Origin of the sequence: Sphingomonas sp. PL20, from assembly GCF_017875905.1 — a bacterium.
GTDB classification, from domain to species: domain Bacteria; phylum Pseudomonadota; class Alphaproteobacteria; order Sphingomonadales; family Sphingomonadaceae; genus Sphingomonas; species Sphingomonas echinoides.
The window spans coordinates 2,789,426-2,816,143 of sequence record NZ_JAGINH010000002.1 but is presented as its reverse complement, the minus strand read 5'-3'; the positions used below and the strand labels follow the sequence as shown (position 1 = coordinate 2,816,143).

At 66.7% G+C, this 26,718-nt stretch carries 22 protein-coding genes; 21 read left to right on the top strand and 1 reads right to left on the bottom strand.

Annotated elements, in window-relative coordinates:
* The first annotated feature begins 49 nt into the window (after positions 1–49).
* From H4W01_RS13235 to H4W01_RS13145, 18 genes are all read left to right on the top strand, one after another.
* The gene (locus tag H4W01_RS13235; protein WP_010404021.1) at positions 50–550 is read left to right on the top strand and encodes a division/cell wall cluster transcriptional repressor MraZ; all 501 of its coding nucleotides are present in this window, start codon (positions 50–52) and stop codon (positions 548–550) included.
* Entirely contained in the window at positions 511–1,506 is a 996-nt protein-coding gene (gene rsmH / locus H4W01_RS13230) for a 16S rRNA (cytosine(1402)-N(4))-methyltransferase RsmH (RefSeq protein WP_435804177.1), read from the top strand. The genes H4W01_RS13235 and rsmH overlap by 40 nt, the downstream gene beginning before the upstream one ends.
* Positions 1,506–2,111: a hypothetical protein gene (locus H4W01_RS13225; protein ID WP_209611548.1), complete on the top strand. Its 606-nt coding sequence runs from the start codon at positions 1,506–1,508 to the stop codon at positions 2,109–2,111. Before rsmH ends, H4W01_RS13225 begins: the two co-directional genes overlap by 1 nt.
* The gene (locus tag H4W01_RS13220) at positions 2,108–3,847 is read left to right on the top strand and encodes a peptidoglycan D,D-transpeptidase FtsI family protein (protein WP_209611546.1); all 1,740 of its coding nucleotides are present in this window, start codon (positions 2,108–2,110) and stop codon (positions 3,845–3,847) included. Before H4W01_RS13225 ends, H4W01_RS13220 begins: the two co-directional genes overlap by 4 nt.
* Positions 3,844–5,259 (top strand): UDP-N-acetylmuramoyl-L-alanyl-D-glutamate--2,6-diaminopimelate ligase, encoded by a 1,416-nt coding sequence (locus H4W01_RS13215; protein WP_209611543.1) that lies wholly within the window; start codon positions 3,844–3,846, stop codon positions 5,257–5,259. The genes H4W01_RS13220 and H4W01_RS13215 overlap by 4 nt, the downstream gene beginning before the upstream one ends.
* Positions 5,256–6,629, top strand: a complete 1,374-nt coding sequence (locus H4W01_RS13210; RefSeq protein ID WP_209611541.1) for a UDP-N-acetylmuramoyl-tripeptide--D-alanyl-D-alanine ligase — start codon at positions 5,256–5,258, stop codon at positions 6,627–6,629. Before H4W01_RS13215 ends, H4W01_RS13210 begins: the two co-directional genes overlap by 4 nt.
* Entirely contained in the window at positions 6,629–7,699 is a 1,071-nt protein-coding gene (gene mraY, locus H4W01_RS13205; RefSeq protein WP_010404011.1) for a phospho-N-acetylmuramoyl-pentapeptide-transferase, read from the top strand. The genes H4W01_RS13210 and mraY overlap by 1 nt, the downstream gene beginning before the upstream one ends.
* Positions 7,696–9,096: a UDP-N-acetylmuramoyl-L-alanine--D-glutamate ligase gene (murD, locus tag H4W01_RS13195; RefSeq protein WP_334685263.1), complete on the top strand. Its 1,401-nt coding sequence runs from the start codon at positions 7,696–7,698 to the stop codon at positions 9,094–9,096. Before mraY ends, murD begins: the two co-directional genes overlap by 4 nt.
* Positions 9,093–10,331, top strand: a complete 1,239-nt coding sequence (locus tag H4W01_RS13190) for an FtsW/RodA/SpoVE family cell cycle protein (RefSeq protein WP_010404008.1) — start codon at positions 9,093–9,095, stop codon at positions 10,329–10,331. Before murD ends, H4W01_RS13190 begins: the two co-directional genes overlap by 4 nt.
* Entirely contained in the window at positions 10,328–11,488 is a 1,161-nt protein-coding gene (gene murG, locus H4W01_RS13185) for an undecaprenyldiphospho-muramoylpentapeptide beta-N-acetylglucosaminyltransferase (RefSeq protein ID WP_209611539.1), read from the top strand. The genes H4W01_RS13190 and murG overlap by 4 nt, the downstream gene beginning before the upstream one ends.
* Positions 11,485–12,888: a UDP-N-acetylmuramate--L-alanine ligase gene (murC, locus tag H4W01_RS13180; protein ID WP_209611536.1), complete on the top strand. Its 1,404-nt coding sequence runs from the start codon at positions 11,485–11,487 to the stop codon at positions 12,886–12,888. The genes murG and murC overlap by 4 nt, the downstream gene beginning before the upstream one ends.
* A 119-nt stretch (positions 12,889–13,007) precedes the next feature.
* Positions 13,008–13,922: a UDP-N-acetylmuramate dehydrogenase gene (gene murB / locus H4W01_RS13175; RefSeq protein ID WP_209613360.1), complete on the top strand. Its 915-nt coding sequence runs from the start codon at positions 13,008–13,010 to the stop codon at positions 13,920–13,922.
* Between the two features lie 59 nt (positions 13,923–13,981).
* Positions 13,982–14,911, top strand: a complete 930-nt coding sequence (locus tag H4W01_RS13170; protein ID WP_209611534.1) for a D-alanine--D-alanine ligase — start codon at positions 13,982–13,984, stop codon at positions 14,909–14,911.
* On the top strand, positions 14,908–15,870 hold the full coding sequence (locus H4W01_RS13165) for a cell division protein FtsQ/DivIB (RefSeq protein ID WP_209611532.1): 963 nt from the start codon (positions 14,908–14,910) through the stop codon (positions 15,868–15,870). The genes H4W01_RS13170 and H4W01_RS13165 overlap by 4 nt, the downstream gene beginning before the upstream one ends.
* A 33-nt stretch (positions 15,871–15,903) precedes the next feature.
* Positions 15,904–17,166 (top strand): cell division protein FtsA, encoded by a 1,263-nt coding sequence (ftsA, locus tag H4W01_RS13160; protein ID WP_209611530.1) that lies wholly within the window; start codon positions 15,904–15,906, stop codon positions 17,164–17,166.
* Positions 17,167–17,278: 112 nt separating this feature from the next.
* Complete coding sequence (ftsZ, locus tag H4W01_RS13155) at positions 17,279–18,748, top strand: cell division protein FtsZ (protein WP_209611527.1); 1,470 nt, start codon at positions 17,279–17,281, stop codon at positions 18,746–18,748.
* A 248-nt stretch (positions 18,749–18,996) separates the two neighbouring features.
* Positions 18,997–21,018 (top strand): SPOR domain-containing protein, encoded by a 2,022-nt coding sequence (locus H4W01_RS13150; RefSeq protein WP_209611525.1) that lies wholly within the window; start codon positions 18,997–18,999, stop codon positions 21,016–21,018.
* Positions 21,019–21,034: 16 nt separating this feature from the next.
* Positions 21,035–22,204, top strand: a complete 1,170-nt coding sequence (locus H4W01_RS13145) for a deoxyguanosinetriphosphate triphosphohydrolase (protein ID WP_209611523.1) — start codon at positions 21,035–21,037, stop codon at positions 22,202–22,204.
* Between the two features lie 68 nt (positions 22,205–22,272).
* Here H4W01_RS13145 and H4W01_RS13140 read toward each other — a convergent pair whose 3' ends face one another.
* Positions 22,273–22,560: a hypothetical protein gene (locus H4W01_RS13140; protein ID WP_010403983.1), complete on the bottom strand. Its 288-nt coding sequence runs from the start codon at positions 22,558–22,560 to the stop codon at positions 22,273–22,275.
* A gap of 214 nt (positions 22,561–22,774) precedes the next feature.
* On the opposite strand from H4W01_RS13140, the gene H4W01_RS13135 reads away from it, so the two are divergent.
* The 3 genes from H4W01_RS13135 to ubiM are packed head-to-tail and all read left to right on the top strand — an operon-like array spanning position 22,775 to position 26,700.
* Positions 22,775–24,304: a DUF1800 domain-containing protein gene (locus H4W01_RS13135; protein WP_209611521.1), complete on the top strand. Its 1,530-nt coding sequence runs from the start codon at positions 22,775–22,777 to the stop codon at positions 24,302–24,304.
* Positions 24,305–24,308: 4 nt separating this feature from the next.
* Positions 24,309–25,457, top strand: a complete 1,149-nt coding sequence (locus H4W01_RS13130) for a DUF1501 domain-containing protein (RefSeq protein WP_209611519.1) — start codon at positions 24,309–24,311, stop codon at positions 25,455–25,457.
* Between the two features lie 13 nt (positions 25,458–25,470).
* Positions 25,471–26,700 carry a 5-demethoxyubiquinol-8 5-hydroxylase UbiM gene (gene ubiM / locus H4W01_RS13125; RefSeq protein WP_334685262.1) on the top strand — a complete coding sequence of 410 codons (1,230 nt, stop codon included), beginning with the start codon at positions 25,471–25,473 and terminating at the stop codon, positions 26,698–26,700.
* Positions 26,701–26,718 lie beyond the last annotated feature (18 nt).

Sequence of the window (26,718 nt, the reverse complement as noted above, 5' to 3'; positions counted from 1 at the left end):
CCGCGATTCTGGGCAGGGGAGAGGCTTGCCCACCGAGTGCGGGGTAAGCGTGGACGACCGGAGCGAATATCAGGGAGACGGCCTCGGTCTTGTCGATGACAAGGGCCGGGTTGCGATTCCTGCATCGCTCAGACAGGCGCTGGCGGCGAACAGTCCGCGCGCCGATGGCAAGGATGGCGGCACCGTCATCGTCGGTGTCCACCCGCAGCAAAAGTGCCTGCGCGCTTACGACCCTGCCTATGTCAAAATCCTGAAGGCCGAGATCGAGGCGATCCAGGCGCGTCAGCTCAATGAACTGGGCGAGCCCAATTACAATCTGAAGCGCCGCGGCGCGAGCGGCGAGCCCGTGCCGTTCGATGGATCGGGCCGCTTCATCATGCCCGGCTTCCCGCGCGATTACGCCAATATCGGGGAAAACGCCTTCTTCTGGGGCACGTTCGACTGGATCGAGATTTGGGATCCAAAGACGCTGATCGACGCGGTCGATGTCGATCCGGCGATGCAGGCGGCATGCCGCTATCACTGCAAGGTGAAGGGGATCGCGCTGTGAGCGACGCCCCGCACATTCCGGTGCTGCTCGACGAAGTGGTCGATGCGCTCGCCGTCGAAGCGGGCGCGGTGCATGTCGATGCGACGTTCGGCGCGGGCGGCTATACCCGCGCGATGCTGGCGCGGGGCGCGCGCGTCTTCGCCTTCGATCGCGACCCCGATGCTATCGCGGCGGGCGAGCCGTTGGTGCGCGACGCCGATGGCGCGCTGACGCTTGTCCCTGCCACCTTCTCCGCGTTGGACGCCGAATTGACGGCGCGGGACGTCGTGCCGGTGCAGGGCGTGACGATGGATATCGGCGTGTCGTCGATGCAGCTCGACCAGGCCGAGCGCGGCTTCAGCTTCCAGTCGGACGGGCCGCTCGACATGCGGATGAGCCAGGAGGGCGAAAGCGCCGCCGATTTCGTCAACGAAGCCGATGAAGGCCGGATCGCCGACGTGCTCAAGATCTATGGCGAAGAGCCGCGCGCCAAGCGGGTGGCGCGCGCGATCGTCGCTGCGCGCCCGATCACGCGGACCAGCGAGTTGGCCCACGTTGTTCGCCGTGCGCTTGGCTACAAACCGCATGATAAGAAGGATCCGGCGACGCGGACCTTTCAGGCGATCCGCATCCACATCAACCGCGAATTGGGCGAACTGGCCGACGGTCTCGCGGCGGCAGAGCGCGTGCTCGCGCCTGGCGGGCGGCTGGCGGTGGTGACCTTCCACAGCCTCGAAGACCGCATGGTCAAGCGCTTCCTGCGCGAGCGCTCGGGCGGCTTGCCATCGGGATCACGGCATTTGCCCGAAGTGGCGGCGAAACATGCGCCGAGCTTCGAGCAGGTCGGGCGCGGGGTTCGCGCCAGCGAAGACGAGATCGCGCGCAACCCGCGTGCGCGGTCGGCCACCTTGCGCACCGCACGGCGTACCGGTGCGGCGGCGTGGCCGGAAACACCTGGGACAGAGGGATTGTTATAATGCTGGGGCTGGCGTGGAAGAGTCTCGGATGGTTTCTGGCCGGCGTCGCAGTGGCGCTCGGCTTCCTGCTCGTGCCGCTACAGGTCGCGGCGGAGCGCAAGAAGCTCGACCGTACCGCGAGCGAGATCGAACGCGCGCGGCGCGATATCCGCGCGCTGGAAACCGAATTCGACACCCGCGCCAATCTCGCACAGCTCGACAAATGGAATGCCGAGACGCTCGGGCTGGTCGCCCCGGCCGAGGGGCAGTTCGTGCAGGACGAAGCAGCGCTCGCGTCGATCGAACCGGGCAGCGCCCCCGCGCCCGGCACGCCCGCTGTGCAGATGGCCTCGTTCGTGCCCGCAGCGCCCGTTACCGCGATGACCACCGAGCGGTCTCCGGCGACGCAACCTGTCCTGCACGCGGCCACTGCCACGACACCTGCTGCGCGAGTCGAAGGGCCAGCGGTCCAGCGTTCCGCACCGCCTCCGCGCACGGCGATGGCCGCGGCCGCGCCGCCCAGGCCGCGTGCTGCGGTCGCGATGCTCGACCGGGCCTTGCTCGACGATAGCATGATCGGGGATTTGCGCAGCGGCGCTCGAGCGGAAAGCCGGTCGGCGCGATGAGCACCCTCGTCGCGCGCCCCCTCCCAGCCAGGCGATCGAGCGATCAGCGCCATGCGCTGGTCGCGGTTGCACATGTGCGGTTGATGATGCTGATGCTGCTGATCGGCGCGGGCTTCCTGCTGGTGATCGTGCGGATCGCGCTGCTGGGGCTGCTGGGCTCCCCTGCCGGGGCGGCGACGCTGACGGTCAATCCGGTGGTGCGCGCCGACATTCTGGATCGCAACGGCCAGCCGCTGGCGCGCACGATCGAGGCGTGGACGATCGGCGTGCGCCCGGCGGAATTGCTGGGCGATCGCCAAGGCCTGGCGGATCGCTTGGCGGCGGCAATGCCCGAGCATGACTCGGCCTGGTATCTGCAACGCCTGACAATGAAGGCCAAGTTTACCTATCTCGACAAACATGCCTCGCCCGCGATGGTGAACGAGATCCACGCGCTCGGCGAACCCGGCATCGTCTTTGCGCGCGAGCCCGAGCGGCTCTATCCGCAATCGACGATGGCGGCGCATGCACTCGGCTATATCGGGCCGACCGCGACCGACCCCAACATCATGGGCCGCGCCGGGATCGAGCGCGCCTTCGATGCGCGGCTGACCGACCCGCGCCACCGCGGGGAGCCGATTGCCCTGTCGATCGATGCGCGCGTGCAGACGGCGATGGAGAGTGAACTCGGCCGGGCGATGGTCACCTTTCAGGCCAAGGCGGCGACCGGGCTGGTGCTGGACGTGCACACCGGCGAAGTGCTCGCGATGGTCTCGCTGCCGGTCTACAATCCCAACAAGCTGACCGGCACGACCAGCGACGCGCTGCGCAATAACGTGACGCAATCGGTCTATGAACTCGGCTCGACCTTCAAGCCGATCACCATGGCGACCGCGATCCAGAGCGGCACGATCACCTCGATGGCGCGCCGCTTCGATGCGACCGCGCCGCTCAAGGTCGGTGGCTTCACCATTCACGATGAACGCGGCGATCCGAAGCGCTGGCTCAACATTCCCGAAACGCTGATCTATTCGTCCAACGTGGCGACGGCGCGGATCGCGGATGAGCTGGGCAAGGACAAGCTGTCCGCGATGTTCACCGGCATGGGCTTTGGCGAGCGCCCCTCGATCGAACTGCGCGAGCGCGCCGGCCCGATCTGGCCGCGTTATTGGGGCCGCACCACGGTGATGACGACGGCGTATGGCCATGGCATCGCGGTGACCCCGCTGCACCTGGCGAATGCGTATGCGACGATGGTTAATGGCGGGATTTGGCGGCCGACCACCTTGCTCAAGGTAACGCCCGGACAGGCACCGGCGGGGCGGCGCGTGCTGAGCGAGGCGACCAGCGCGCGGATGCGCCAGTTGCTCCGGCTCGTCTGCCTCTATGGCACCGGGCGCAAGGGCGATGCGCCGGGCTACCGCGTTGGCGGCAAGACCGGCACCGCTGAGGCGGCGTCGAACGGCGGCTATGATCATCACCGCAACGTCGCCACGTTCGTTGCCGCTTTCCCGATGGACGCGCCGCGCTATGTGGTGCTGGCCATGCTCGACTCGCCCGAAGGCACCAGGGAAACGGCCGGCTGGAAGACGGCGGCATGGAACGCTGCGCCGGTGGTGGGGCGAGTGATCGCGCGGACCGGGGCGATCCTGGGTGTGATGCCCGATGCGAGGCGCGATGTGGATATTAGCGATCTCCGGCCGATGCTGACTCTCGTCGCCGGGGCAACGCCGCCGAGCGGCGCGGAGGAACAGTGAAGCTTTCAACGCTGGTCGGCGGTGCGCCGGATGCGACGGTCACGGGGTTTGCGATCGACCATCGCAAGGTGGCACCGGGCGTCGTGTTCGGCGCGTTTCAGGGCGCGGTCGTCAATGGCGAGGACTATATCGCAGCCGCCGTCGCGGGTGGCGCGATTGCGGTGGTGGCGCGCCCGGAGGCGGAAGTGGTCGGCGCTCTCCACATCGCGGATGCCAACCCGCGCCGCCGTTTCGCCCAACTCGCCGCGCAGTTCTTCGCGCCTTTCCCGGAGGTTGCGGTCGCGGTCACCGGCACCAACGGCAAGACCTCAACGGTTGAGATGGTGCGGCAATTGTGGCGGATGGCGGGGTTCCATGCAGCCTCGATCGGCACGCTTGGCGTCACCACCGCCGATGACCGCGTCTCGACCGGGCTGACCACGCCCGACATCGTCACCTTCCTGTCCAATGTCGCGGGGTTGAAGCGCGAAGGCGTCAGCCATGTCGCGTTCGAGGCGTCGAGCCACGGCCTGTCGCAATATCGCACGGAAGGTCTGACGGTGCAGGCCGCTGCCTTCACCAATCTCAGCCGTGATCATCTCGATTATCACGGCACGATGGCGGCGTATCTCGACGCCAAGCTGCGCCTGTTCAGCGAGGTCCTGGCTGATGACGGCACGGCGGTGGTGTGGGCGGACGATCCCGCCTCGGCTCGCGTCGCCGAGGTGGCGCGTGCGCGAGGCCTTCACGTGCTTTCGGTTGGCACCACGGGGGAAACGCTCAAGCTGGTCGGGCGCGATCCGACCTTGCTCGGGCAGGGGCTGGTGATCGAGGCGGAGGGCAAGACCTATAAGGTCACGCTGCCACTGATCGGTGCCTATCAGGCCGCCAACGCACTGACTTCGGCTGGCTTGGTGATTGCGTGCGGTGGCGATGTCGCCACGACGATCGCCGCGCTCGGCCGGTTGCAGCCGGTGCGCGGGCGGCTGGAGCGCGCAGTGATCGCGGCGCAGGGTGCGCCGGTCTATGTTGATTATGCGCATACCCCCGATGCGCTGGAGGCGGCGATTTCTGCGCTCAAGCCCCATGCGGCGGGGCGGCTGATCGTGGTGATCGGCGCGGGCGGCGATCGTGACCGGGGCAAGCGCATCGAAATGGGGCGGATCGCGGCGGCGATGGCCGACCATGTCATCGTTACCGATGACAATCCCCGTTCGGAAGACCCCGCCTCGATCCGCGCAATGGTGCTGGCAGGCGCGCCCGAGGCGACCGAGATCGGGTCGCGCCGCGACGCGATCGGCGCGGCGATCGCCATGGCGGGGCCGCAGGATATCGTGCTGATCGCAGGCAAGGGGCATGAGCAGGGGCAGATCGTCGGCGATCTGGTGCTGCCGTTCGACGATGTCAGCGTCGCGCGGGAGATGGCGGCATGAGCCTGTGGACTTCCGCTGCGATCGCCGCTGCCACCGGCGGCACAGCGTCAAGCGACTTCACCGCCACCGGCGTGACCTTTGATTCGCGCGAAGTCGGCCCCGGCGACCTGTTCGTCGCGATGACCGGCGCTGCGACCGATGGCCATCGCTTCCTCGACCAGGCGTTTGCGCGCGGCGCGGCGGGGGCGTTGGTGTCGCAGCCGAGCGCGCACCCGCATGTTCTCGTGCCCGACACGATGGCCGCGCTGGAGAACCTTGCCCGCGCCGCCCGCGCGCGGACGGCGGCAAAGATCATCGGTGTTACCGGGTCGGTCGGCAAGACCGGCACCAAGGAAGCGCTCTACGCCGCGCTCGAACGCGGCGCGCGGGCGCGGACGCACCGTTCGGTCAAAAGCTATAACAACCATACCGGCGTACCGCTCAGCCTGGCGCGGATGCCCGCCGAAACGCGCTTCGGCGTGTTCGAAATGGGCATGAACCACGCGGGCGAACTGGCGCATTTGACCACTTTGGTGCGCCCGCATGTCGCGATCATCACCACCATCGCCCCGGCGCATACCGAATTCTTCCGCGACGAATCCGCCATCGCCGATGCCAAGGGTGAGATTTTCCAGGGGCTGGAGCCGGGCGGCGTGGCGATCGTCCCTTATGACAGCCCGCATCGCGACCGCCTGATCGCCGCCGCCACGCCTTATGCGGCGCGGATTGTGACCTTTGGCCTCGACAAGGGCGCAGACGTTCGCGCGATCGAAACGATGCGCACCGAAAGCGGCGGCACCTTCGTCACCGCCGTCGTCGGCGCGCGCGAACTGAGCTTCACGATCAGCCAGCCGGGGCAGCATTGGGTGTCCAACAGCCTGGCGGTGCTGGCGGCGGTCGATGCGGTCGGTGGCGATCTCGCATTGGCGGGGCTGGCGCTGGCCGAACTGGGCGGCCTCGCCGGGCGCGGCGCACGCTTCACGGTTCCGGTCGGGGCCGGGCAAGCGCTGGTGATTGACGAGAGCTACAATGCCAATCCCTCGTCGATGCGCGCGACGCTCGCCGTGCTCGCGGCGGAACCCGCCAAGCGGAAAATCGTGGTGCTGGGCGAAATGCGCGAGCTTGGCGACGGCAGCGATGCCTATCATGCCGGGCTGGCCGAACCCGTTCTGGCCGCTGGCGTCGAAGCGGGCATTCTCGTCGGTGAACGGGCCCGCCCGCTGCTGAACGCGCTTGAGGGCAAGGGCGATTTCGTCCATGTCGCCGACGCCGCTGCGGCGCGCGCCAGCCTGTCCACCATGCTGGCACCGGGCGATGCGGTGCTCATCAAGGGATCGAACGGCGTGGGGCTGGCGGCGGTTGTCGCTGGCCTGCGGAGCGGGGAACACTAATGCTCTATTTCATCGCCGCCTATCTCGGCTTCCCGAGCGTGCTGAACCTGTTTCGCTATCTGTCGTTCAGGACTGGCGGCGCGGTGGCGACGTCGCTGTTCCTGGGGCTGTTGATCGGCCCGCGCTTTATCGGCTGGTTGCGCGTGCGCCAGGGCAAGGGGCAGCCGATCCGTAGCGACGGCCCGCAATCGCACCTCGCCAAGCGCGGCACGCCGACGATGGGCGGGCTGATGATCCTGACTTCGATGGTCTTTTCGATCCTGTTGTGGATGGACTTGTCCAACCCGTTTGTCTGGGCGTGCACCTTCGTGACGCTGGGCTTTGGCGCGATCGGTTTCCTCGATGATTATGACAAGGTGCGTAAGGCGAGCACGGCTGGCGTTTCCGGGCGGCTGCGGCTGGTGTGCGAATTCGCCATCGCCGGGATCGCCGCGACGATGATCGTGCATGAAAACGGCACGCATCTGTATTTGCCATTCTATAGCGGGCCGGTGATCGAGCTCGGCTATTTCTACATCGTCTTTGCCGCCTTCACGATCGTGGCGTTCGGCAATGCGGTGAATTTGACCGATGGACTGGACGGTCTGGCGACGATGCCAGTGATCATCGCGGCGGTCGCCTTCATGCTCATCGTATATCTGGCGGGCAACGCCAAGTTCGCGGCCTATCTCGGCATTCCGCATGTGCCGCACGCTGGCGACCTGGCCATCTTCTGCGGCGCGATCGTCGGGGCGGGGCTGGCGTTCCTGTGGTTCAACGCGCCGCCAGCGGCGGTGTTCATGGGCGATACCGGCAGTCTCGCGCTGGGCGGCGCGCTCGGCGCGATCGCGGTGGTGGCGCATCACGAGATCGTGCTGGGCATCATCGGCGGGCTGTTCGTGATCGAGGCGATGAGCGTCATCATCCAGGTGTTCTTCTACAAGCGCACCGGTCGCCGCGTGTTCAAGATGGCCCCGATCCACCACCATTTCGAGCAACTCGGCTGGAGCGAGCCGACCGTGGTGATCCGGTTTTGGATCATCGCGCTCGTGCTCGCGCTGGCAGGGTTGTCGACGTTGAAGCTCCGGTGATCGTATCGCCCCTCTGGCGCGGCAAGAGCTACGCTGTGCTGGGGCTTGCGCGCTCTGGCGCGGCGACCGTGCGCGCGCTGCTGGCCAGCGGCGCGGCGGTGACGGCATGGGATTCGGATGCGGCTAAGCGTGAAGCGCTTTCGTCTCCCTCTCCCCGCTCGCGGGGAGAGGGTCGGGGAGAGGGGGAGTCTGCAGCGGGCGGCACCTCTAATGCTGGCGTTCCCCTCTCCCCGACCCTCTCCCCTGAAGGGGAGAGGGAGACTTTGGCGTTTGCCGACCCCGAAACGATCGATCTCTCCCCCTTCGACGCGCTCGTCGTTTCGCCCGGCGTGCCGCTCAACCGTCACCCGGTCGCGGCCAAGGCGCGCGCGGCGGGGGTGCCGATCATCGGCGATATCGAACTGTTCGCGCAGGCGCGGCCTGCGCTGCCGCCGCATAAGGTGGTGGGCGTCACCGGCACCAACGGCAAATCGACCACGGTTTCGCTGATCGACCACATCCTGCAAACCGCAGGCGTGCCGTCGCGCCTGGGCGGCAATATCGGCTTGCCGATCCTGGAGCAGGAGCCGCTGCCCGCAGGCGGCGTCTATGTGCTGGAACTGTCCAGCTATCAGATCGACCTGACGCAAACACTCGATTGCGATGTCGCGGTGCTGCTCAACATCACGCCCGACCATCTCGACCGGTATGATGGCTTCGACGCCTATGCCGCCTCCAAGGCCCGCCTGTTCGCGATGCAGTCGGCCACGCACGCGGCGATCATCGGCATTGGCGATACCCCCTCGGCGCAAATCGCGCGCAGCCTGTCGGCGCGGGCTGAGCATCTCACCAAGATCGCGCCCGGCGTGTGCATGGACCAGTCGCGCTGGCCATCGTTGCAGGGGCCGCACAACGCGCAGAATGCGCTGGCCGCGATTGCGGTGGCGCAGGCGCTGGGCGTGCCCGAAGCGGTGATCGATGCTGCTTTGCAAAGCTTTGTCGGTCTGGCGCACCGTATGGAACGCGTCCGCGTCCTGCGCGGCGTGACCTATGTCAACGACAGCAAGGCGACCAACCCGGAATCGACCGCGCCCGCGCTGGCCGCGTTCGGGCGGATTCACTGGATTCTGGGCGGCAAGGCCAAGGCCGACGATCTCGACGCCTGCGCCCCCCAATTCGGGCATGTCGTGCGCGCGTACACCATTGGGCAATCGGGTCCGCGTTTCGCCGAGATCCTGCAGGGCACGGTACCGGTCGAGCAAAGCGGCGATCTTGCCGCCGCCGTCGCCGCCGCCGCGCGCAACGCACAGCCCGGTGACACCGTGTTGCTGTCGCCCGCCTGCGCCTCCTTCGACCAGTTTCGCGATTTTGAGGATCGTGGCGAGCAGTTCCGCCGCCTGGTCGAGGCGCTGGCATGAGCGAGGCGCGCGGGCCGACCCCGAAATTATGGCGGAGCATGAAGGGGCGCGGCGGACGTGGCGACCGCTCGGCGCTGGGCATGTGGTTCTGGGATATCGACCGGATGCTGCTGTTGCTGACGCTGCTGCTGATCGCGGTCGGGCTGGTCGCCGTCGGTGCGGCGTCGCCTGCTGCGGCAACGCGCTATTCGGACGACAAGCACCATGTGCCGCCGCTTTACTATCTGTGGTGGCAGCTGGCGTGGGTCGGCGTGTCGTTGCCGGTGCTGCTGGTCGTTTCGATGCTGCCGGTGGCGATTGCGCGGCGGATGGCGTTGATCGGGACGATCGCCTGTCTGGTGCTGCTGATGCTGGTGCCGGTGGTCGGGGTCGAGAAGAACGGCGCGACGCGCTGGCTGAATTTTGGCGTGTCGCTGCTACAGCCATCCGAGTTTCTGAAGCCGTTCTTCATCGTGACGGTCGCGTGGATTCTGTCGATGCGCGCGCAGGATGAGGCGTTACCCGTCGTGTTCATCACCGGCGCGATGACCGCGTTGGTCGCGGTGCTGCTGATGCTGCAGCCCGATTTCGGGCAGACCGTGGTGTTCTGCGTGGTGTGGATGGCGCTGCTGATGATTTCGGGCACATCGCCCAAAGTGATCGTTGGGTTGATCGCGGCGGTACCCGCCGGGCTGGTTGCCGCTTATCTGTTCTACGGTACGGCGCGCGCGCGCATCAACGCCTTCCTGTTCCCGGGGACAGAAGGGGTGGGGGCCGCCGACCATTTCCAGACCAATGCCGCGCATGACACGATCACCGCAGGCGGCTGGCGCGGCACCGGGCCGGGCGGCGGATCGATGAAATTCCGGTTGCCCGAGGGGCATACCGATTACATCTTCTCGGTGATCGGGGAGGAGTTCGGATTGCTCGCGTGCATGGTGATCGCCTTGTTGTTTCTGGCGATCGTGGTGCGCGTGTTCGTGAAGCTGCTCGACGAGGAAGACGAATTCCGGCTGTTCGCGGCCGCCGGGCTTGCTACGCAATTTGGTGTTCAGTCGCTGATTTCGATGGCGGTCAATACTGGCCTTGCGCCATCCAAGGGCATGACCCTACCGTTTATCAGTTATGGCGGATCCTCGCTGATCGCTTTGTCGATCGGGATGGGCTTGCTGCTGGCGTTCACTCGGCGCAATCCCTTCGTCACGCGATCAAAATACATCGCCCAGCGGGGCAGCGGGCATCGGAGCGGGGTATGAGCACGGCACGGCATTTCGTTTTGGCGGCGGGCGGCACTGGCGGGCATATGGTCCCGGCGGCAGCACTGGCGGCGGAACTGATCAAGCGCGGGCATTATGTCGCATTGATCAGCGATGAGCGCGGGGTGCGCTTTCCCGGCCTGTTCGAGGGCATTCAGACGCATATCCTGCCCGCCGGGCGGCTGAGCGGCGGGCCGATCGGCTATATCAAGGCGGCGTCGGCAATGCTGAAGGGCCGCGCGATGGCGATCGAGCTCTACAAGAGCTTCCGGCCGGATGCAGTGATCGGTTTTGGTGGCTATCCGGCGTTGCCTGCGCTCCTGGCGGCGTTCAATCAGGGCATCCCGACGGCGGTGCATGAGCAGAATGCCGTGCTCGGTCGCGTCAACCGGCTGGTCGCGAACAAGGTGGATGCGATCGCCACCTCTTACGAAGACGTCGCGCGATTGGCCCCCAAGTTGCGCGCGAAGACGCATCTGGTCGGCAACCCGGTGCGCGATGCGGTGCTGGCGCTGCGTTCCAAGCCCTATCCGTTGCTGGAGGAAGACGGCATTTTTCGCGTGCTCGTCACCGGCGGCAGCCAGGGCGCGAGTGTGCTGAGCCAGGTGGTGCCCGATGGGCTGTCGCTGCTGCCCGTCGCGTTTCGTCGTCGCTTGCAAGTGACGCATCAGGCGCGGATCGAGGATATCGATGCCTGCCGCGCGAAATATGCCGAACTGTCGATTGCGGCGGATCTCGCGACCTATTTGCCTGATCTGCCCGAGCAGCTTGCCTGGGCGCATGTGGTGATTGCGCGCGCGGGGGCGTCGACGCTGGCGGAACTGACCTGTGCGGGCCGCCCGGCCATCCTGGTACCGCTGCCGACGGCCACTGACGATCACCAGACCGCCAATGCGCGCGAAATGACGCAAGCGGGCGGCGCGCGCACGATCGACCAGCGCAATTTCACGCCCATTGAGCTGGCCAAGCAGATGCAGCGGCTCGGGCTTGATCCCGAAGCGTTGCAGAATGCGGCGGGGCGGGCGCGGTCGTGCGGTCGGCCGGATGCGGTGCGCGATCTGGCCGATCTGGTCGAGAGCCTGGGCGATACGCCGGGCGACATGCCGATTGGCGCGCCGCGCGCGGTCAAACTCGGGAAACGGGAGGCTTTTGCGTGAGGGGTGTCGCAACCGACATCGGGACGATCCACTTTGTTGGCATTGGCGGCATCGGCATGTCGGGCATTGCCGAAGTGATGAAGAATCTCGGTTATGCCGTGCAGGGGTCTGACGTGGCCGAGGGCTATGTCGTGGAAGGGCTGCGCGCCAAGGGCATTCCGGTCGCGATCGGCCACCGCGCCGAAAATCTGGGCGACGCGGCGGTGATCGTCACCTCGACCGCAATCAAGCGCGGCAACCCGGAAGTCGAAGCGGCGCTGGAGCGGCGCATTCCTGTCGTGCGCCGCGCGGAAATGCTCGCCGAACTGATGCGCCTGAAATCGACCGTCGCGGTCGCGGGTACGCATGGCAAGACGACGACCACCTCGATGGTCGCGGCGTTGCTCGATGCCGGCGGGGTCGATCCCACCGTCATCAACGGCGGCATCATCAACAGCTACGGCTCCAACGCGCGCCTGGGCGCGAGCGATTGGATGGTGGTCGAGGCTGATGAGAGCGACGGCAGCTTCCTCCGGCTCGACGGCACGATCGCGGTCGTCACCAATATCGATCCCGAACATCTCGACCATTATGGCTCGTTCGATGCGGTGAAGGATGCGTTCGTCGAGTTCGTCGAAAACGTGCCTTTTTACGGCGCGGCTTTGCTGTGCCTCGATCACCCCGAAGTGCAGAACATCATCCCGCGCGTGCGCGACCGGCGTGTGGTGACCTATGGTTTCTCGGCGCAGTCGGACGTGCGCGGCGTCAACGTGACGCCCACGCCCGGCGGCAACCGCTTCGAGGTGATCATCCGCCACCGCGACGGCACGACGCGCTCGATCGAAGGCATCGATTTGCCGATGCCGGGCCGCCACAATGTGCAGAACGCGCTGGCGGCGATCGGCGTGGCGCTGGAACTCGGTATCGAGGATGCGACGATCCAGCAGGGGTTCGCCAAGTTTGGTGGGGTGAAGCGGCGTTTCACCAAGGTGGGCGAGACTGGGGGCGTCACCATCATCGACGATTACGGCCATCACCCGGTCGAAATTCGCGCGGTGCTGTCGGCGGCACGCGAGGGCGTGCAGAACCGCGTGATCGCGGTGGTCCAGCCGCATCGCTATTCGCGGCTCGGCGATCTGATGGAGGAATTCCAGGGCGCGTTCAACGACGCCGATATGGTGTTCGTGGCGCCGGTTTATGCCGCAGGCGAAGCCCCGGTCGAGGGCGTCGACGCCGAGGCGCTGGTCGAGGGGCTGAAGCGGCGCGGACATCGCTCGGCGGCGACGATTGCCGATGCGGGTGCGTTGGCGCAGGCGCTCGGCAAGGTGGTGCAGCCCGGCGACATGGTGGTGTGCCTCGGCGCGGGCGATATTACCAAGTGGGCCGCTGGGCTGGCGGCTGGCATCGAGGCGGTTAAGTGAGTGCGACGGTTTCTTCTCCCCTCCCGCTTGCGGGAGGGGCTGGGGGAGGGCCTGTCGAAGGCGTTCCGCAGGCGTCCAGGTCATTCCCTCCCCTAACCTCTCCCGCAAGCGGGAGGGGAATAGAAGGCCGTCTGACCCAAAATGCCCCGCTGGCACCGCTCGTCTGGTTCAAATCGGGCGGCGCCGCACAGTGGCTGTTCGAGCCGAAGGATGTCGCCGACCTCAGCGCCTTCCTCGCCGCGCTCGACCCGGCAACGCCGGTGATGGCGCTCGGCCTCGGCTCCAACATGATTGTGCGCGACGGCGGCGTTCCTGGCGTCGTCATCCGTCTGGGCAAGCCGTTCGCCACGGTCGAACGGCTCGATGCCACCACGCTGCGCTGCGGCGGTGGGGCGAGTGGGATCCTCGTCTCCTCCACCGCGCGCGATGCGGGGATTGGCGGGGTGGAATTCCTGCGGTCGATCCCTGGCACGGTCGGCGGCTTCGTGCGCATGAATGGCGGGGCTTATGGCCGCGAGACCAAGGATATATTGGTCGAGTGCGAGGTGGTGCTGCGCTCGGGTGCGCGGCAGGTGCTGGCGGTAGAGCAGCTAGGCTATACCTATCGCCATTCGACCTTGCCGGAGGGGTGTGTCGTCGTCAGCGCCACCTTCCGTGGCCATGCCGAGGACCCCGCTGTCATCCAGGCCGAAATGGACCGCATCGCCGCCGCGCGCGAGGAATCGCAGCCGCTGCGCAGCCGCACGGGCGGTTCCACCTTCAAGAACCCGCCGGGTGAAAAGGCGTGGGCGCTGATCGATGCAGCCGGGTGCCGTGGCCTGCGCATCGGCGACGCACAGGTCAGCGAGAAGCATTGCAATTTCCTGCTGAACCTCGGTTCGGCCACCAGCGCCGAGATCGAGGCACTGGGCGAAGACGTCCGCGCGCGCGTCAAGGCGCAGTCGGGCGTGACGCTGGAGTGGGAAATTCAGCGAGTAGGCGAGAACCTCCCTCTCCCCTTCAGGGGAGAGGGCCGGGGAGAGGGGCAGTCATGAGCGTTTTTCCCGATACAGCCCCTCTCCCAACCCTCTCCCCTGAAGGGGAGAGGGCTTTCGTGCGTCTCCACGTCGCAGTCCTGATGGGCGGCTGGTCGGCCGAGCGCGACGTGTCGCTGATGACCGGCGCGGACGTCGTCAAGGCGCTGGAGTCGCTCGGGCACCGCGTCACCGCGATCGATATGGCGCGCGATGTCGCGATCAAGCTCGCCGAAGCCAAACCCGACATCGTGTTCAACGCGCTGCACGGAACGCCGGGCGAAGACGGTTCGGTGCAGGGCATGCTCGATCTGATGGGGTTGCCCTACACCCATTCCGGCCTCGCTACCTCGGTCATCGCGATCGACAAGCAATTGACCAAGCTACTGCTGGTCCCCGGCGGCATTCCGATGCCGGGCGGGCGCATCGTGAAAAGCGAGACGCTGTATGCGGGCGACCCGCTGCCGCGGCCTTATGTGCTGAAACCCGTCAATGAAGGCTCGTCGGTCGGCGTCGCGATCGTCACCAATGAAGGCAATTACGGCAATCCGATCTCCCGCAGCACGCCGGGGCCGTGGTTGGAATTCGAGGAACTGCTCGCCGAGCCCTATATTCGCGGGCGTGAACTGACCACGGCGGTGCTCGGCGGCGAAGCGCTCGGCGTCACCGAGCTCAAGCCCAAGAACGGCTGGTACGATTACGACGCCAAATATACCGATGGCCTGACCGAACATGTGTTCCCGGCCGACGTGCCCGATGAGATTGCGGCGGCGTGTAAGCGGATTGCGCTCGATGCGCATCGCCTGCTCGGCTGCAAAGGCGCATCGCGGTCGGACTTCCGCTGGGACGACGAACAAGGTGTCGACGGGCTGTTCCTGCTCGAAGTCAATACCCAGCCGGGCATGACGCCGCTCAGCTTGCTGCCCGAACAGGCGCGGCATTGCGGCATTTCCTATCCGGCGCTGGTGCAGACGCTGCTCGACGAAGCGGTGAAGGCGGTGGCGGCATGAGCGCCACGATCAAGCGCGGCACCGCGCGCCGCCCGGTGCAGCCCAAGCGGCGTCCCCCGCCCAAGGTCTCGACGATCGACCGGGTGATCGCGATGCTGCCGGTGAGCGAGGCGACGCTGCGCCGCATCGCGACCTGGACGATCATGGGCGTGGTCGGTGCGGTCGGGCTGGCGACGGCCTCCTATTTCGGGGTGCCGGGCGCGGTCGGCTCGGCGCTGGGCGAGGCGATTGGCGAAGCGGGCTTCCGCGTTACCAATATCCAGATCACCGGGCTCAACCGGATGGACCATAATGTCATCTACAAGATTGCGGCCAACCAGCCGTCAATGGCGATGCCGCTGGTCAGTCTGGAGAAGATCCGGCAGGATCTGGTCGCGCATAGCGGCTGGATCGAGGATGCGCACGTCTCGCGGCGCTTGCCCGATACGCTGATCGTGCATGTCGTCGAGCGTGAACCGAGCGCGATCTGGCAGGAAGACGGGCAATTGGCGCTGATTGCGGCGAACGGCACCTGGCTGGAGCCGGTCGACCCACAGGCGATGCCGGATTTGCCGCTCGTCATCGGCGCGCATGCCAATGAACAGGAAGCGGCCTATCGCCAGTTGCTCGACGTGGCACCGGCGCTGCGCGGGCAAGTGAAGGCGGCGACCTGGGTCGGCAACCGGCGCTGGACGCTGACCTTTGAGACCGGCGAGACGCTGGCGCTGCCCGAGGGCGATGTCGCGGCGGGCAAGGCTTTGGTTAAATTTGCCGAGCTTGACGGCGTCAAACCGCTGCTCGGCAAGGGCTGGCTCGGCTTCGACATGCGCGATCCGACACGGCTGGTCGCGCGCAAGCCGGGGACGGTAACGAACCGCGCGATCACCGATCCCGCAGCGCCGCTTGCGGGGGCAACCGGGGCGGCAACGCAGCCAGTGCGAATCGAAGCGAAACAATCGGGGCCAGCCGGTGAGGGATAGGGTATCGAGGCCCGGCAATAGGGGTATGGCGTAATGGCGAAGACAGCACCGGAAGGTTTGATCACCGCACTCGACATCGGCTCCTCCAAGGTGTCGGCGATGATCGCGCAGAAGGGCGATGGCGGGGAACTGATCGTGCTCGGCACCGGCCAGCGCGAGAGCAAGGGCGTCAAGCGCGGCTATATCGCCGACGCCGCCGCGACCGAAGTCGCGGTGCGCGAGGCGGTCGAGCAGGCCGAACGCATTGCCGGCACCAATATCGAGAATGTCTGGGTCAGCTTTTCGGCGGGTGGGCTGGTGTCCGATGTCGCATCGATCGAGTTCGAGCTGGGCGGCCACCGTGTCGAGCAATCCGATATCGATGCGCTGTTGCAAGCCGGGCGCGATTCGATCGATCCCGCCGGTCGCATGGTGCTGCACGCGCAGCCCGCACTCTATACGCTCGACGGGCTGACCGGCGTGAAGCGGCCGCTCGGGCTCCATGCCGATCGGTTGGGCGTGCACATCCATGTGGTCGCTGCCGATGGATCTCCCGTGCGCAATCTCGGGCTGTGCGTGGCAAACGCGCATCTGGAGGTAAAGTCGATCATCGCGTCGCCAGTGGCGACGGGCATGGCGTGTCTCAGCGATGAAGAGCGCGAACTGGGCGTGGCGCTGGTCGAACTGGGGGCGGGGATTACCAACGTTTCCCTGTTCGCGGGCGGAATGCTGGTCGGGCTACTGTCGATCCCGATCGGCGCGCAGGACATTACCGACGACATCGCCTCTGCTTTCGGCACGCGCCGCGCGCAGGCCGAGCGGATGAAGTGCGTCCACGGCTCGGCCAATGCAAGCCCACGCGACAATCACGAGATGATCGACGTCGCGCCGATTTCGGCCGAGGAGGATGCCAGCGACGGCACGCGCATCACCAAGGCGCAACTGATCGCGGTCATTCGCCAGCGGCTCGACCATTTGATCGGTGAAGTCGGCAAAGCGCTGGCCGAGCTGAAATTCGAAGGGCCGGTCGGGCGGCAAGTCGTGCTCACCGGCGGCGGTGCCGAGTTGAAGGGCATCGCCGATTACGCGCAGCAGGCGCTGGGGCGTTCGGTCAGGATCGGGCGGCCACGTGGCCTTACCGGCCTGCCGGAAGCGCACGCGACGCCGGCGTTTACCACGCTTGCGGGGCTGGCTTTCTATGCGGCAGCGGACCCGGTCGACCTGCGCGCCTTGTCGAGCAAGCAGCAGTTGGTGCATCGCCCGAAGGGATTCGCGCTGTTCCGCCGTTTGCTGGCGGCGGCCCGGGCAAATTATTAAAGAATTACGACAGGATTTAGCTGTTCGCGCTGGAACGACCGCAAGCGATGGTGCAGAACAGGTTTAAGCAGATTTTTCGCGCCGGGGTGTGGGCGCACGGTGGAGACGAACTATGAGCATCGAATTTTTGCCACCCGAAGTTGACGAACTGAGCCCCCGCATCGCCGTAATCGGCGTCGGCGGCGCTGGCGGCAACGCCATCGCCAACATGATGCGCGCCGATGTGCAGGGCGTCGACTTCCTTGTCGCGAACACGGACTCGCAGGCGCTGAAGCAATCGACCGCCAGCCACAAGATCCAGCTTGGCGCGAAGATTACGCAAGGCCTGGGCGCCGGCAGCCGCCCCGAAATCGGTCGCGCGGCGGCGGAAGAAACCATCGAGCAAGTCACCAAGATGCTCGAAGGCGCGCATATGTGCTTCATCGCGGCCGGTATGGGCGGCGGCACCGGCACCGGTGCGGCCCCGGTCATCGCCAAGGCGGCGCGCGATATGGGCATTCTCACCGTTGGCGTCGTGACCAAGCCGTTCGCTTTCGAAGGCACGCGCCGCGCGAAGAGCGCCGAAGCGGGCATCGAGGAACTGCAGAAGTATGTCGATACGCTGATCGTCATCCCCAACCAGAACCTGTTCCTGGTGGCGAACGCGAACACGACCTTCAAGGAAGCGTTCCAGATGGCGGACGAAGTCCTCCAGCAGGGCGTGCGCGGCATAACCGATCTGATGGTCATGCCCGGCCTCATCAACCTCGATTTCGCCGACGTGCGTTCGGTGATGCAGGAAATGGGCAAGGCGATGATGGGCACGGGCGAAGCCTCGGGCGACAATCGCGCGATCGAGGCGGCGTCGAAGGCGATCGCCAACCCGCTGCTCGACGGCGTGTCGATGAAGGGGGCCAAGGGCGTCATCGTCTCGATCACCGGTGGCGACGACATGCGCCTGCTCGAAGTCGATGAAGCCGCGAACCACATTCGCGAACTGGTCGATGAAGACGCGAACATCATCTGGGGTTCGGCGTTCAATCCCGAACTCGAGGGCAAGATCCGCGTCTCGGTCGTCGCGACCGGGATTGAGGCGGAAGCGCGCCCGGTCGCCGCTCCGGCTCCTGCCTCGCGCGCGTTCAGCTTTGCCGCCCCGAAAAAGGCCGAAGAGCCGGCACCTTTGGCGGCACCCGAGGCGGAAATCGCCCCGGCCGCCCCGACGGTCGCGGCCCCCGAACCGGTGGCGTCGCACGATGACGAGCTGGTGCTTGGCAGCGAAGCTGCCGTCGCGCCTGAGCCGGTTGCGGCACCGGTGCGAACCTTTGGGGACGACTTTGATGCGCCCGCCGCCGCTGCGGCGGACGATACGCCGACCGAAGCCCCGACTCGCCGCCGGTGGTTGTCGCCGGGTGCTGCCGCCGCCGAGGAAGCGCCGCTCGTCGCGCCAGAACCCGTTGCGCCTGCACCGCGCGTAAAGCTGGGCGGCACCTTGTTCGAGCGGATGTCGAGCGTGTCGCGCGGCGTCGCCCGCGACGAAGAGCCGTCGCCCGACAAGGACGCGCTGGACATTCCGCGCTTCCTGCATCGCCAGAACAACCAATAAGCAGCGTCCGCGCGGCACCCGTTCGCGGGTGCCGCTTGCCGACCGTGCGTGTCGGTCTGTCGCAGCCAGTGGTGTGCGACATTGCCGGTTGCAGCGTGAACGGGTCTAGAGCGCGGTACGGTGGGGGGGAGATTCTTTCGACGCCGACCGGCCGGGCCTCCGCGTAACACCAGGCGGCGCTCTTATGGGTTCCTTTCTTCGCCCACAAAACGCGGGTGGAGGAAAGCCCTTGTGATCTAGGAAACGGGATGCGCATTCGTCTTGCCAGTTCGATGATCGCGCTGGCCGCGTGCGGAACGGCGGCGCACGCGCAAACCGCCCCGGCGTCGCCCTATCCAACCGCCCCCTATCCCACCACCGTCCAACCGCTATCCGATGCCGATTTGCTTGCGAGCGAAATCCGCGCGCTGGCCGCCGACCCTAACAATCTGCAAGCGTTGGTCCGCGCCGGGGAACTGGCGCTGAAGCTCGGCGACGATACCGCCGCCGCCGCTTTCTTTGCACGCGCCGAGCGGATCGATCCTCGTAACGCGCGCGTCAAAGCCGGTGAGGGGGCGCTGCTCGTCGCGGCCGAGCGTCCGGGCGATGCCTTGCGCCACTTTGCGGAGGCGGAAGCGCTTGGCGGAGACGCGCGGACCTTTGCCGCCGATCGAGGCCTGGCCTATGATCTGGTCGGCGAGCAGGAGCGCGCCCAACGCGAATATCGACTGGCGCTGAAGGCGGGGGCTAATGAGGAAACCCAGCGACGCTATGCCCTGTCGCTGGGGATTTCCGGCAAGCGTGAGCTTGCGCTGGCGCAAATCGAGCCGCTGCTGCGCAAGAGCGATCGTGGCGCGTGGCGCGCGCGCGCCTTCATCCTCGCAATGGCGGGCGACAAGGCCGGTGCGGAGAAGATCGCAACCAGCATGATGCCGACCGGCATGGCGCAGGGGCTGCAGCCGTTCTTTGAAATTTTGCCGGGATTGCGCCCGGCGGATCGTGCGTTCGCGGTGCATTTCGGCGAAGTCCGCCCCAGCCCTGAGCGGTTGGCCGATGCCCGCATGGTGCCACCGTTGGCGGCGCTTGGCCCCGATCCGACCGCGCCTGTGGCGGTCGCGGCGGTGGCGAAGCCGGTCGTCGCGGCCGACGCCCGGGAAGAGCGGCGCAAGGCGCGCAAGGCCCATAAGGATCAGGGGCGGAGCGAGGTCGCCGTGGCGGCGATAGCCGCGCCGACACCCCCAGCACAGCTGGTGCCCCCGGCTTATGCTGCCCCGCCCGCATCCTCTACCGCGGTTCTGGCCTCAAACACGGTGCGCCTACCCGTCACCCCGCCCGCGACCACGCTGCCGCATTCAACGGTCAGCGCGCCGTCCGTGACGGCAGCGCAAGGCGGTGTGCCGGTCAGAACCGCGCCGCCGCAGCCGCAATCGCCGGTGTTGAAAACGGGGACGGTCCCCGCCGTGGCGATCAATCCGGTCGCTCAGGCGAATAGAGCGGCTATGCCGACAGCATCGCAGGCTGATGGGGCACGTTTCGCCGCGCCTCCGGCCGCAGTACCCCAGCAATCCGCCCATGCGGCAATCGCGCCAGTCGCGGCGCAGGCACCCACGCAGACTATCACGCCGACGCCCCCCCGTCCGGCACCAACCCCGGTGCGCAGCGAGGAATCGATCCTCGCGGCGATCATTTCGGAGATCAAGGTGCCCGGGGCGGAGACTCAGAACGAGGTACCTGCACCCGCTGCCGCGCCAGCCCCCGCTCGCCAAGTGCCGGTTGCGCAGCCGGTGGTCGAGCCCCAGCCCGCAGCCGACCGCGAACGACAGATGGCTGCGGATAAGCAAGCCGCCGAAAAGCAGGCCGCAGACAGGCGTGCCGCCGACAAGAAAGCGGCGGCGGAGAAGAAGGCACTTGCCGACAAGAAAGCCGCTGCGGACAAAAAGATCGCCGATGCAAAGAAGGCCGCCGCCGACAAAAAGGCAGCGGAAGAGAAAAAGAAGAAGGACCCCAAATTCCTCGAACCGGCGCGCGTCTGGGTGCAGGTGGCAGGGGGTGCCAATGTCGGGGATTTGCCCAAGCAATGGACCAAGATCCGGGCCAAGGCGGCCAAGGCGTTTGGCGGCAAAAGTGCCTGGACCACGCCGCTGCGCGCGACCAACCGATTGCTGACAGGGCCCTTCAAATCGGAGGACGAGGCGCAGCGCTTCGTCAACGATCTGGCCAAGGACGACATATCGGGATTCGTCTTTGTGAGCGAAGCGGGCCAGAAGATCTCCAAACTCCCCGCGAAATGAGAAGGTTTTGGGTAGCATGACGACGCTTGCGCCATGGGCCTCGCACCCCGAGCGCAGTCGCGGTCGGCTCCACCCCGAGCCGAGCGGCGAGGGCCGTAGTGCGCGCGGCCCGCGCGACGCGTTCCAGCGCGATCGCGACCGGATCATCCATTCGATCAGCTTTCGGCGCTTGCGACACAAGACGCAGGTGTTTCTGGCCCCTGATGGCGACCATTTCCGCGTCCGCCTGACCCACAGCCTGGAGGTTGCGCAGATCGCGCGGACGATCGCGCGGGCGCTCGGCCTGAACGAGGATTTGACCGAAGCGCTCGCGCTTGCGCATGATATCGGGCACCCGCCCTTTGGGCATGCCGGGGAGGATGCGCTGCAAGCCGCGCTGGCGGGGCAGGGCGGGTTTGACCACAATGGCAACACGTTGCGCGCGTTGATGATGATCGACAGCCCCTATCCGCGCTGGAACGGGCTCAACCTGACGTGGGAAACGCTGGAGGGGCTGGCCAAACATAATGGGCCGATCGCCCATCCCGGCTGGGCGCTGGCCGAGTGCGATGCCGCCTTTCCGCTGGAACTGATGCGCTGGCCGAGCCTGGAGGCGCAGGTCGCCGCGATCGCCGACGATATCGCCTATGACAATCACGATATCGATGACGGCTTGCGCGCCGGGTTGCTGACGCTCGACCAATTGCTGGAGGTGCCGGTGGTGGCGCGTGGCTGGGCCGATGTCTGCGCCCGCTTCCCCGGCATCGCGCCGGGGCGGCTGGTCGGGGAATTGATCCGCTCGCAGATCGGCGCGATGGTCAATGATCTGATCGCGGAAACCCGTTCGCGGCTGACCGGGATTGGCGACCTTGCCGATGTGCGCGCGGCGGGGCGGTGTCTGGTCGGCTTCTCAGCCGAAATGCGCGAGGATGAGCGCGCGCTAAAGCGCTTCATGTACGCCAATCTCTACCACCATCCGCGCCAGTTGGAGGCGGCACGGGCGGCGGAGGGGATCGTGACGGGGCTGTTCGCCGCCTATCGCGCCGCCCCGACGCAGATGCCGGGGGATTGGAATGCGCGGATGCCGCAGGACGAACCGGGGCGCAGTCGGCACATCGCCGATTTTATTGCCGGCATGACCGACCGCTACGCGGTTGCCCGCTATCGTGCGGCAGTGGGGCCGATCGACTTGCCGGAAGGCTTTTAGCGCCCGCCGACAAGCGAAGCGCGCCCCCGGCGGATACCGGCGACGCGCCTCGCAATGCGATCCACCGCTTAGCGGAGCGCGATGTCGGTCTTGGTCAGCTTCGCCTGGGCGTTGGGAACGGTGAAGGAAACCGGCACGCCGCGCGAGAAGCCGGTGATATGGTCGCCACGCACCTGCAGCTGGAACGTGCCGCCCGAGGCAGCGCGGCCGCTGATAACGACATATTTGCCCTTGTTCACGGTGGTGTAGGTGTAGGTGTCACCATCGCGCGTGAAGGTGCGCTGCGCGGCATCATCGGCAAAGGCAGGCGAAGCGGCGGCGAGCAGAGCCGTGGCGGCAAAGAGAGTCTTGAACATGATCGTTCCTTTCCTGGGGAGTTAAGGCCGATCGCGCATCCCCTCCGGGTGGATGTCCTGCTGTCGCGCTGATTTATATTGCAGTGCAGCAAAGTGCCCAAGCGCAAACGACGCGCACGCAGTTGCAACAAACGAACGCATAGGCCGTTTCGGGCACAATTCTGCGACATCTACGGTCCATAGACAGCGTGCCGATTCGTAAGGACGACAGTTGATGACCAAGGCGAGTATAGCCCTCAACCGCTTCGGTTTGGGTGCCCGAGGAGACCAACCCGTACCGACTGATCCGCTCGGTTGGCTGACCGGTCAGTTTGCGAAATATGATCCTGTGCCGGATGTGATCGCCAGCGCGCCGACGAGCGCAGGCGTCTCCGCCGAGCTGGCAGACTATTTCCGTCAGCAACGTGCATTGCGCGCGCAGCAAGGGGCCAAACCGGCCGCGCCGCCCGCCGCCGCTGCCGTCGCGATGCCGGGTGCCGCTCCCGCCGGTCTTCAGATGGGCGCGCAGCCGGTGCAGCCACGAACCCCAGTGCCGGGAACTGTGCCGCCGCCCGGAAAAGACGATGCGATGCGCCAGGCCCGGCAATTTGCGCAGCGCACCGGTCGCGGCGATTACGCCGGCGCGGTTGGCGCGCGTGCGACCAACGCGTTGGTGACGGAAACGCCCTTTGTCGAACGGCTGGTGCATTTCTGGGCGAATCACTTTGCCGTTTCTGCCGATAAGCTCGAAGTGATCGGCCTGTCGGGCACATTGGAGTTTGAGGCGATCCGGCCGCATGTGCTGGGGAGCTTCCGCGATATGCTGCTCGCTGTGGAGCAGCATCCGGCGATGTTGCTCTATCTCGACCAGGCGGTGTCGGTCGGCCCGGCATCCCCGCTCGGGCTGAAGATTGCCGCGCGCGGCAACCGCAAGGTTGGCCTCAATGAAAATCTCGCGCGCGAAATTCTGGAACTCCACACGCTCGGCGTGCGCACTGGCTATACGCAGGCCGACGTCACCGAATTTGCCCGCGCGATGACGGGGTGGACGGTTGCCGGCATCGGGCGCGGGCCAGGGTCGGCCGCCGCTGGCACCGACGGATTGCCGGGCGATTTCGTGTTTGCCGCGCCCTTGCACGAACCCGGCGATCGCATGATCATGGGCAAACGCTATCCGGCGGGCGGGGTCGAGCAAGCGCGCGCGGTGTTGTTCGACGTCGCCATTGCCCCGGCGACCGCCACGCATATTGCGACCAAGCTGGCGCGGCATTTCGCGGGCGATACACCGCCGCCCGCGATGGTCGAGCGTTTGCAAACGGCTTTCCTCACCTCGGGCGGCGATTTGCCAACGCTGTACCGCGCACTGATCGCTTCGCCAGAGGCGTGGGTTGAACAGCCGGTGAAGTTCAAGACGCCGTGGGAATGGACGATTTCCTCGATGCGCGCGTTGAACGTCAAGGTCGCGGACCCCCAGGTCATCGTCGGGTTGCTCAACCAGCTTGGCCAGCCGACGTGGAAGCCGGGACAGCCGATCGGCTTTGATGACATTGCGGGAAGCTGGGCCGGGCCCGATGCGGTGTTGCGCCGAGTGGAGGCCGCCGAGCGTTTCGCCGCGCGGGCCGGCAATATCGATGCCCGCGCGCTGGCACCGAAGCTGTTGCCGGGGTCGGTCAGCCCGGCCACGCAGACAGCGCTCGCCAATTGCGAAAGTCCGGCACAGGCGGTGGCCTTGCTGCTCGTCGCCCCCGAATTCATGCGGAGATAAGAGCATGTACGATCGTCGTTCGTTCATCGGCGCGAGTGCCGCAGGAGCCCTTGCGCTCGCCTTGTCGCCGCGCATGGCGTTTGCCAAGGCCGAGACCGACAAGCGCTTTGTCTTCATCATCCAGCGTGGTGCCGCCGATGGTCTCGGGATCGTCGCGCCTGTCGGCGACCCGGCCTTTGTCGGCGCGCGCGGCGATCTCGCCGCAGATTTCGCGACCGCCGCCAAGCTCGATTCGATGTTTGCGCTGCATCCGGAATTGTCGGTGCTGGGTGGGCTTTATACCAAGAAGCAGGCGCTGTTCGCGCACGCAGTTGCATCGCCCTATCGCGACCGGTCGCATTTCGATGGGCAAAACGTGCTCGAGAGCGGCGGAACCAGCGCGTATCAAGTCAAGGATGGCTGGCTCAACCGGCTGCTCGGCGTGTTGCCGCCGACCGAAGCGAAGGCGATTGCGGTGTCGGCGACAGTGCCGCTGGCGCTGCGCGGACCGCATGATGTGTCCTCTTATGCGCCGTCGGGTCTGCCACAGGCGTCCGACGATCTGATGCAGCGCGTGACGATGCTGTACCAGGGCGATAGCCAGCTTCACGCTTTGTGGAGCGAAGCGATGAACACACGGCAATTGACCAGCGATCTGGCGGGTGGCGGCGGGGCCAATGCCGCCGCGACGGGCGCGCTCGCCGCGCGCTTGCTCGCCCCCGCCGATGGCGCGCGCATCGCGATGATCGAAACCGGCGGGTGGGACACCCACACCCAGCAGCGCCAGCGCCTGGCGGGGCAGCTCAAGGGGCTGGATGCGATGATCGCCGCCTTGCAAACCGGGCTGGGGCCGCTGTGGAACGACACGATGGTGCTGGTGGCGACCGAATTTGGCCGGACGGTGGCGGTCAACGGCACTGGCGGCACCGATCACGGAACGGGCACCGCAGCGATGCTCATCGGCGGCGGCGTGCGCGGCGGTCGGGTGCTGGCGGACTGGCCGGGGTTGAGCCCGGCGGCCTTGTTCGAAGCGCGCGATCTGAAGCCGACGCTGCAGCTCGACGCCTTTATCGGTGGCGCGGTCGCCGGGCATTTCGGGGTCAACCCGGCGCGGACGATGGCCGCGCTGTTCCCGGAATCGAAGCGTGTCGCGGCGGTGCGCGGGCTGGTGTGATTTTGCGGGGCGCTTGATCTCGCGCAAAGCGCGCCGGGCGATGCCGGGCGAAAGCCACGCGATGACCGTGTCGCAACCTTATGACGTCCTCATTGCGGGTGCGGGCCCCGCCGGGCTTGCGCTGGCGCGCGCGCTGGCCGGTACGCGCCTGCGGATCGGCATCATCGATCGGGCCCCGGCGGAGACACTGGCGGCCCCGCCGTGCGACGGTCGCGAGATTGCGCTGACCCACCGCTCGATCGCGACCCTGCAGCGGCTGGGTGCCTGGCAACGTCTCGACTCGGCCGAGATCGCGCCGCTCCGCGAAGCGCGTGTGCTGAATGGTGGGCAATCCTTCGCCTTGTCCTTTGCCGGGCCGAATGCAGGCGACCGGCTCGGCTCGCTCGTGTCCAACCAGCAGATCCGGCGCGCGCTGTTCGAGGCGATCGAAGGGCAGGCCGGTCTGACCGTGCTGGCGGGCGCGTCGATCCGGGGCGTGCGGACCGACGTGGACTGCGCGACGGTGACGCTGGACGGCGGACGGTCGCTGTCGGCGCGGTTGCTGGTCGGCGCGGATTCGCGCTTTTCCTTCGTGCGGCAGCAATTGGAAATCGGCGCGCAGATCAACCCGTTGGGCCGGTCGATGCTGGTTGCGCGGGTCGCCCACGCCGCGGCGCATCGCGGCGTCGCCACTGAATGGTTCGGCCATGGCCAGACGATCGCGATGCTGCCGCTTGCGGACGGTCGCATATCCTCGGCGGTGCTGACCTTGCCGTCAGCCGCGATCGACGCGCTGGCGGCGCTGGATCGTACCGCGCTGGGGAACGAAGTGACGCGCCGTTTCCGGGCGCGTTTCGGGCCGATGCAGGTGCTTGAAGGGCCGCACGTCTATCCACTCACGACGACCTATGCCCACCGCTTCGTCACCCGGCGCGCAGCCTTGATTGGCGACGCGGCGGTCGGGATGCATCCAGTGACGGCGCATGGCTTCAATCTGGGGTTGCAGGGGGCTGCGAAACTCGCGGAGTTGATCGCCCAGGCAGCGCAGAACGGGCAGGACATCGCTGCAAACATGCTGCTGCGCCGCTATCAGGCGGCGCATCGGCTGGCGAGCGCGCCGCTCTATGCCTCTACCAACCTGCTGGTACGGCTCTATACGGATGACGGGCCGGTCGCGCGGGTGGCGCGTCCGCTTGCGCTGCGTGCGGCCGCGCGCCTGCCGATGGTGCGGGCGGCGATCACGCGGCGGCTGATGCAGCAATGACACCCCACTGCCGACCGG